This is a genomic window from Amycolatopsis sp. NPDC059021, assembly GCF_042739895.1.
Classification (GTDB): Bacteria; Actinomycetota; Actinomycetes; order Mycobacteriales; family Pseudonocardiaceae; genus Amycolatopsis.
In genome coordinates this window covers 1-7521 of sequence record NZ_JBHYIQ010000004.1, presented here as the reverse complement: position 1 = coordinate 7521, position 7521 = coordinate 1, and the positions used below count along the sequence as shown (strand labels likewise).

The window sequence follows — 7521 nt, the reverse complement described above, 5'->3', positions numbered from 1 at the left end:
GAGCTGCTGGCCGGTTTCATCCAGCGCGAACTGGCCGCGCGGACCGGTCTGCTGGACTGCCGCACGCACTACAAGACCTGGGAGATCTTCACCAAGACCCGCTGCCCCGCGGTCCGGGTCGAGATCGGCTACCTGACCAACCCGGACGACGCCCGCAGGCTGGCCGACCCCGCCTTCCGCGACGTGGTCGCCGAGGGCATCCTGGTCGCCGTCAAGCGGCTGTACCTGCTCGGTGAGGGCGATCAGCCGACCGGCACATTCACCTTCGCCGACGTCCTGGCCCACGAACTCGCGAAGGCCGAATAACCCCACTCGCGCGCCCCGGGTCCGCACCACAGCGGACCCCGCACCCAGCCGCGCCCCGAAACAAACCACAACCCTGCCGCACTTGGCTGAAAATTCACCGACCAGCCGACCGCCACAACACCTTGCGCCCCACCCCGGCCCGGCACACCACACCTAGGGACATCCCCCGCCCTCCCTGGGGGGCGTCCCCAATAACAGTCTACCCATCCACAGGTTTTCCACCGCGCTCATCAGCAATCTGTGGATAACTCGGCCCTTCTTCCACAGCTGTGCACAGGTGTCGAAATGGTGCTTTCGTCCCAGACCTCTCCGTGCTACTCAGCTGGCGCCGAGAAGTTCTTCCGAGGTTTCTCCGGCAGCATGTCGAGAAATCCGAAGCAGCTTCTACGTCCCCGGTGAGAGACACTCGAAGCCGGAGGAGCGCCGACATGAGCAAGACCCTCACGACCACCGAAGCCGTCCAGCGGGCGACGGGCCGCGACTGGGCGGGCTGGAACCTCGAACTCGACGCCTGGGGCGCCGCCGAGCACCCGCACAAGGACATCGTCGCCTGGCTCGTCGGCGAACACGGGCTCGGCAACTGGTGGGCTCAGACCATCACCGTCGAGTACGAGCGCGCTCGCGGGCTCCGGGCACCCGGCGGCGGGCGCGACGGCCGCCACAACGTCAGCGCGAGCAAGACCGTCAACGTCCCCGTCGAAGACCTCTACGCCGCCGTCACCGACGAAAAGCTCCGCGAAGAGTGGTTGCCGGACGGCGAACTGCGGGAACGCACCAGCCAGCCGCACCGGTCCGCGCGGTTCGACTGGAGCGACGGCACGACCAGGGTCAACGTCGGCTTCGTCGACAAGGGCGGCAAAGCACAGGTCGGGCTGATCCACGAACGACTGGCCGACGCCGCCGAGGCCGAGCAGTTCAAGACGTACTGGCGAGAGCGCTTGGCCGCGCTTAAGAACCTGCTCGAAAAGCGGGGCTGAGCGGTCGCTACGCGCGGCCGAGGCTCGGCTCGGCGGTGGTGATGGTCACCTGGCCGAGCAGGCGCTCCAGCGCCGCCTCGACGTCTTCCTTCCAGGTGATCGCCGAACGCAGCTCCAGGCGCAGCCGCGGCCACTTCTTGTGCGGCCGGACGGTCTTGAAGCCGACGCTCTGCAGGAACGCCGCGGGCAGGACGCAGTCGTGCCCCGAAGCCGGGTCCTTGTCGTCCGGGGACGCGTCGCCGAAGGCCTCGATCGCCCGCACGCCGCGTTTCGTCAGATCTTTCGCGACCGCCTGCACGAGCATCCGGCCGAGCCCGCCGCCACGGAACTCCGGCAGCACCTGGAACGCCGTCAGCAGGACGGCGTCCGCGCTCGGCGGCGACGTCGGGAAGGCGAGCGCGCGAGGGACCGCGTTCGGCGGCGCGTAGAGCACGAAACCGACGGGGAGGGTGTCGCTGTAGACGATCCGGCCGCAGGAGCCCCATTCCAGCAGGACGCTGGACACCCAGGCTTCCTTCTCGACCTCGGTGGCGCCGTATTCCTCGGCCTGCGCCTTGAGATGCGGCGCGACCTCCCAGTAGACGCACCGGCGGCAGCTCTTGGGCAGGTGCTCCAGATTGTCCAGTGTGACGCCCACAACGCGACGCGACACCCGCGACCTCCCTGGAATGCACAACCCGGCCGGCTGGTATCGGCCGCTGACCTGCGAAAGAGCAGGGCGTACCGAAAGAGCCCCCTGTGAGGATAGGCCGATGTGACGAGCGCGGAAAGGGGAGGGTGCCCGAACGGCCCCCGGTTACACTCGATGGATCTACCAGCAGGTAGATCGAGACCGCCGAACCCCGGGTGAATCCTCCGATGACCGAGAACCGCCCCGTCAAGCCGCAAGCCGGCCGCCACAACCTCGACCCGCACCTGGAGCGGTACGCCGCCCGCACCGCGGGGATGACCGCCTCGGAGATCCGAGCGTTGTTCGCGGTAGCCAGCAGGCCCGAGGTGGTCTCCCTCGCCGGCGGTATGCCGAACCTCGCCGCGCTGCCGCTCGACACGCTGTCGGCCCAGGTCGCCGAGATCATCGCCGAGGACGGGCTGGTCGCGCTCCAGTACGGTTCCGCGCACGGTGTGCCCGCCCTGCGGGACCAGATCTGCGAGATCATGGCGCTGGAGGGGATCAAGGCGCATCCGGACGACGTCGTCGTGACCGTCGGTTCGCAGATGGGCCTCGACATGGTCACCCGGCTGTTCTGCGACCCCGGTGACGTCGTGATCGCCGAGGGCCCGTCCTACGTCGGCGCGCTGGGCTCGTTCGCGGCGTACCAGGCGAACGTCGTGCATGTCGCCATGGACGACGACGGCCTGGTCCCCGAGGGGCTTCGCGAAGCGCTCAAGCAGGCCGAGAAGGCCGGGCAGCGCGTCAAATTCCTTTACACCATCCCGAATTTCCACAACCCGGCCGGTGTCACGCTGGCCGTGGAACGCCGTGCCGAGATCCTCGAGATCTGCCGCGAGCACGGGGTGCTCGTGGTCGAGGACAACCCGTATGGCCTACTCGGTTTCGACGGCCAGACCTATCCCGCGCTGCGCTCCATGGATCCCGAGAACGTCGTGTACCTCGGCTCGTTCTCCAAGACCTTCGCCTCGGGCCTGCGCGTCGGCTGGGTGCTCGCCCCGCACGCCGTGCGCGAAAAGCTCGTCCTGGCGGCGGAATCGGCGACGCTGTGCCCGCCCACCTTCAACCAGATGATCGTGTCGCGGTATCTCGCCACGCACGATTGGAAGGGCCAGATCAAGAAGTTCCGGGAGAACTACCGCGAACGCCGCGACGCGATCCTTTCCGCGCTGGAGCAATACCTCCCGGCCGGTTGCACCTGGACCAAACCGGACGGTGGTTTCTACGTGTGGGTGACGGTGCCGGAAGGCGTCGACACCAAGGCGATGCTGCCCCGCGCGGTCACCGCGAGGGTGGCGTACGCGTCCGGCACCGGTTTCTACGCCGACGGATTCGGCAGCCGTCAGATGCGACTGTCGTACTGCTACCCGACGCCCGAACGCATCCGGGAGGGCGTGCGCAGGCTCGCCTCGGTGCTGGAGTCCGAAATGGACCTCGCCCGCACTTTCGGTAGCGTGAACACCCGCACGATCTCGGGGCCGCAGACCCCTTATCCGGACACGGTCTGACCGGCCGCGCGTCCACGAACAGCGTCAAAGGAGTTCCCACGGTGGTCGACCACACCGTTGCCGTGCTCGCCGGTGGGCTTTCGCACGAACGCGACGTCTCTCTCCGGTCCGGACGGCGGCTTTCGGCCGCCCTGCGGGCCGACGGGTTCACCGTTGAGGAATGGGACACCGACAGCGGGCTGATGGAACGGCTGCGCACGCACCGTCCCGACGCCGTGGTCGTGGCGCTGCACGGCGGCGAGGGCGAAAACGGTTCGGTGCAAACGGTTCTGGAGATGCTGGACGTGCCGTTCGTCGGCACCAGCTCGCAGGGCTGCCGCCGCGCGTGGGACAAACCCATCGCGAAATCGTTGGTGGCCAAGGCCGGATTCACCACACCGGACTGGGTTGTGTTGCCCCACAGCACTTTCCGCGAGCTCGGCGCCCAGGCCGTGCTGGACGCCATGGTGGAGCGGCTCGGCCTGCCGCTGATCCTCAAGCCGGACCAGGGCGGCTCCGCGCTCGGTGCCCAGGTCGTCCGCGACGCGGCCGAGCTGCCCACCGCGATGGTCGGCTGTTTCGCATACGGGGACACGGTTCTCGCGGAGCAGTTCGTGGACGGCGTCGAGGTGGCCGTCACCGTCGTCGAGGGTGAGAACGGGGCCGAGGCCCTGCCCGCGGTCGAGATCGTGCCGGAGAGCGGCATCTACGACTACACCGCGCGCTACACCGCCGGGCTCACCGACTTCTTCACCCCCGCGCGGATTTCCCCGGAGGCGGCCAAGGCCGTCGGGGAGCTCGCCGTTTCCGCGCACCAGCAGCTCGGTCTGCGCGATATCTCCCGTACGGACGCTGTGGTGGCCGAGGACGGCACGGTGTACTTCCTCGAAGTGAACCTGTCGCCGGGGCTCACCGAGACGTCCACGGTGCCGATGGCCATGGAAGCGGCCGGACAGTCGCTGGGTTCCGTGTTCGGCGACCTGATCGCCCGCGCCGTACGCCGCGCGGGCTGACCCCACCCTTCACTGAGCGACCACGAGCCGGGCGGACTCCGCCCGGCTCTGTCGTTGGCGCCTCTTTGACCGCTGACGCGGGCACCCTCGCCACGTCCGACACCTGCTCACTTCAGGTGATCATGACTTCACCACCAGGAACTGTCACCGTGACGAAAGACCCTGGTGTGATCCCTAGTCGGATTCCGGTGTCCGATTCGCCGCATTTTCGTCCATGAGCGCAACAATGCGTTCGAGGTCGTCGACCGAACCGAATTCGAGCACGATCCGGCCCTTGCGGCGGCCGAGGTCGACCTTGACCCGGGTGTCGAACCGATCGGAAAGCCGGTTCGCCAATTCCTGGAGACCGGGCGCCTGCATCGGCTTGCGCGGGGCAGGCTTCTGCTTCGCCGGCTTCTCACTCTTCTTGAGCGTGACGGCTTCCTCCGTCGCCCGGACCGACATACCCTCCGCGATGATCCGGGCAGCGAGCTCTTCCTGGCTCTCGGCGTCGTCCAACGACAGAAGGGCGCGCGCGTGTCCGGCGGAAAGCACGCCCGCCGCCACCCGCCGCTGCACCGGGAGGGGGAGCTTCAGGAGCCGGATAGTGTTGGTGATGACCGGGCGGCTGCGGCCGATCCGGCTCGCCAGTTCCTCATGGGTCACCGCGAACTCGTCGAGCAACTGCTGATACGCCGCTGCTTCTTCGAGCGGGTTCAGCTGCACCCGGTGGATGTTCTCCAGGAGCGCGTCCCGCAGCATCGACTCGTCGGCGGTCTGCCGGACGATCGCGGGGATCGCTTCGAGCTCGGCCTGCTGCGAAGCACGGAGTCGCCGCTCGCCCATGACGAGCTCGTACTCGTCGTTGCCGAGCTCGCGGACGACGATCGGCTGCATGAGACCGAACTCGCGGATCGAGTGCTCGAGTTCGGCCAGCGCCTCTTCATCGAAGACCTGACGCGGCTGCTTCGGGTTGGGCTTGATCGCGCTGACGGGCACCTCGCGGTACACCGCACCGGCGACCTCACCACCGTGGGAACCGGCTGCCCCGTTCGCCGCGAACCAGCCCGTGTCGTCCTTCGACCCGGACTGCGTGTTCGCGGGCGCCGGGTCGGCGGGGGAGGAGGACGGCGCCGAACCGCCCGTGGTCGCCGGCCCGGTCGGGATCAGCGCGGCAAGCCCGCGACCCAGTCCTCCGCGTCGTTCAGTCATGAACCATTTCCTCCTTGACCCAATGCGCCTCGCTCGGCGATCTCCCGCGCCGCGTCGACGTAGCTCATCGCTCCCCGGGAACCGGGGTCGTAGGCGAGCACGGTCTGGCCGTACCCGGGCGCCTCGGAGACCTTCACGCTGCGCGGAATGACGGTCTTCAGCACGAGGTCGCCGAAGTGGTTACGCACCTCCTGCGTCACCTGGTCGGCCAGCTTCGTGCGGCCGTCGTACATGGTGAGCAGAATGGTCGAGACACTGAGTTCGCGGTTCAGGTGCGCCTGGACGAGCTCGATGTTGCTCAGCAGCTGTCCCAGACCTTCCAGCGCGTAGTACTCGCACTGGATCGGGATGAGGACCTCCTGCGCGGCGACCATCGCATTGACGGTCAGCAGGCCGAGCGACGGCGGGCAGTCGATGAAGACGTAGTCGACGCCGATCTCGTCGAGGATCTCCGACGAGATCGCCTCCTTGAGCCGGGACTCCCGGGACGCCATCGACACGAGTTCGATCTCCGCACCGGCGAGGTCGATGGTCGCGGGGACGCAGTAGAGATTGGGCGACTGCTCGCTGACCGCGGACGCCTCGGCGAGCGAGACCTCACCGATGAGCACCTCATAGATGGAGGGCGTCCCGGACCGGTGATCGACGTCCAGCGCGGTGCTGGCGTTGCCCTGCGGATCGAGGTCGATGACAAGCGTCTTGAGCCCGTGCACGGCGAGCGCGGCAGCCAGGTTCACCGTGCTGGTGGTCTTACCGACGCCGCCCTTCTGGTTGGCGACGGTCAGCACGCGCCGGTGAGTGGGCCGGGGGAGTCCACCCTCCTCCGGGTGCAGGACTCGTGCGGCACGGACAGCTTCCTCGGCGATCGGGGTCCAAGCCAACTCGTGGCCGGTGTTCGCGGAGTCGGACGGTGGGGGAGTCACCGGTCTCGACACCTCCTCTGGATAGACGACTGGTTGACGTACGCACCGCGTCGTTTCACGTGGAACATGCGGCCCGTTCTTCTGCGCTAGCTCCTCCTGCCGCGTGGCCGAGGCGGTTTCGGCGGCAGGCGTTTGATCATCACAACCGTGCTGGGGACGTCGAGTACCTCCGCGCCACAGGTGGCGACCGCCGGATCACCGCCCCCGAGTTTGCGGACGGCCGCTCGGTCCCGCTCGATCTCCGCCGCGACACTCGCCCCTTTGAGGGCGACCACGGATCCTTGGACACGAACAAGAGGAAGACACCAGGCGGCGAGCCGGGCAAGCGGGGCGACCGCACGAGCCGTGACGATGTCCGCGCCACTCAGCTCTTGAAGAACCGCCCGCTCCTCCGCACGTCCTCGGACGACGGTGATCGGAAGTTCCAGCTTCTCGACGACCTCGGCCAGCCAGTCGGTCCGGCGGGCCATCGGTTCGAGGAGAACGATATCGAGGTCCGGTCGGGCGATGGCGAGCGGTACTCCCGGAAAGCCCGCACCCGACCCGACGTCGATCACGCGAGCGCCTTCGGGGATCCGCTCGCCGATGACAGCGGAGTTGAGCACGTGCCGATCCCAGAGCCGGTCGACCTCCCGGGGACCGATGAGCCCACGCTCGACGCCGTGACTCTCGAGGAGTTCGACATAGGCCGCCGCTTGGTCGACGTGGTCACCGAACACCCGAGCCGCTGCCGTGCGCACCGCGGAAGCGACGCCGTCCAAGCTCACTACATCCACTCCTTGTCTGCCGCGTTTCACGTGAAACGCGCTCGGCTGATTGTCCCTGATGCCGCGACCAAATCGAGTCGACAGACCGCAACTGTGGACAAGTCCACTCCGCGAGCGGCTGTCTCTTATACACATATCCCAGCCCACGATACATGGTCCGAGCTGGGGGGGGGGTGTGGGGGGGGTC

General features: G+C 67.8%; 8 protein-coding genes. 4 read left to right on the top strand and 4 right to left on the bottom strand.

Features of this window, described 5'->3' with window-relative positions; all coding sequences use genetic code 11:
- Together ACFWX1_RS02865 and ACFWX1_RS02860 are read left to right on the top strand one after the other, a co-directional pair.
- The coding region (locus ACFWX1_RS02865; RefSeq protein WP_378383166.1) for an N-acetylmuramoyl-L-alanine amidase at window positions 1-306 on the top strand (306 nt) is incomplete at its 5' end.
- A gap of 428 nt (window positions 307-734) precedes the next feature.
- Window positions 735-1283, top strand: coding sequence for a DUF4287 domain-containing protein (locus ACFWX1_RS02860; protein WP_378383164.1), 549 nt, complete (start codon window positions 735-737; stop codon window positions 1281-1283).
- Between the two features lie 7 nt (window positions 1284-1290).
- Here ACFWX1_RS02860 and ACFWX1_RS02855 read toward each other — a convergent pair whose 3' ends face one another.
- A complete protein-coding gene (locus tag ACFWX1_RS02855) occupies window positions 1291-1935 on the bottom strand; it encodes a GNAT family N-acetyltransferase (RefSeq protein ID WP_378383162.1) in 645 nt (214 codons plus the stop codon).
- 206 nt (window positions 1936-2141) lie between these two features.
- Between ACFWX1_RS02855 and ACFWX1_RS02850 the strand changes: the two genes are divergently transcribed.
- Together ACFWX1_RS02850 and ACFWX1_RS02845 are read left to right on the top strand one after the other, a co-directional pair.
- Window positions 2142-3461, top strand: coding sequence for a PLP-dependent aminotransferase family protein (locus ACFWX1_RS02850; RefSeq protein WP_378383160.1), 1320 nt, complete (start codon window positions 2142-2144; stop codon window positions 3459-3461).
- Window positions 3462-3502: 41 nt separating this feature from the next.
- Window positions 3503-4453: a D-alanine--D-alanine ligase gene (locus ACFWX1_RS02845; protein ID WP_378383158.1), complete on the top strand. Its 951-nt coding sequence runs from the start codon at window positions 3503-3505 to the stop codon at window positions 4451-4453.
- Window positions 4454-4627: 174 nt separating this feature from the next.
- Here ACFWX1_RS02845 and ACFWX1_RS02840 read toward each other — a convergent pair whose 3' ends face one another.
- The 3 genes from ACFWX1_RS02840 to rsmG form a co-directional block, all read right to left on the bottom strand.
- On the bottom strand, window positions 4628-5644 hold the full coding sequence (locus ACFWX1_RS02840) for a ParB/RepB/Spo0J family partition protein (RefSeq protein ID WP_378383156.1): 1017 nt from the start codon (window positions 5642-5644) through the stop codon (window positions 4628-4630).
- Window positions 5641-6567 carry a ParA family protein gene (locus ACFWX1_RS02835; RefSeq protein WP_378383154.1) on the bottom strand — a complete coding sequence of 309 codons (927 nt, stop codon included), beginning with the start codon at window positions 6565-6567 and terminating at the stop codon, window positions 5641-5643. Before ACFWX1_RS02835 ends, ACFWX1_RS02840 begins: the two co-directional genes overlap by 4 nt.
- Window positions 6568-6653: 86 nt before the next feature.
- Window positions 6654-7334, bottom strand: coding sequence for a 16S rRNA (guanine(527)-N(7))-methyltransferase RsmG (rsmG, locus tag ACFWX1_RS02830; protein ID WP_378383152.1), 681 nt, complete (start codon window positions 7332-7334; stop codon window positions 6654-6656).
- Between the last annotated feature and the right edge of the window lie 187 nt (window positions 7335-7521).

Bases quoted from the DNA above. Each gene is read 5' to 3' on its own strand.
- ACFWX1_RS02850 (WP_378383160.1), top strand. From the start codon at position 2,142: ATGACCGAGAACCGCCCCGTCAAGCCGCAAGCCGGCCGCCACAACCTC.
- ACFWX1_RS02840 (WP_378383156.1), bottom strand. From the start codon at position 5,644: ATGACTGAACGACGCGGAGGACTGGGTCGCGGGCTTGCCGCGCTGATC.
- ACFWX1_RS02860 (WP_378383164.1), top strand. From the start codon at position 735: ATGAGCAAGACCCTCACGACCACCGAAGCCGTCCAGCGGGCGACGGGC.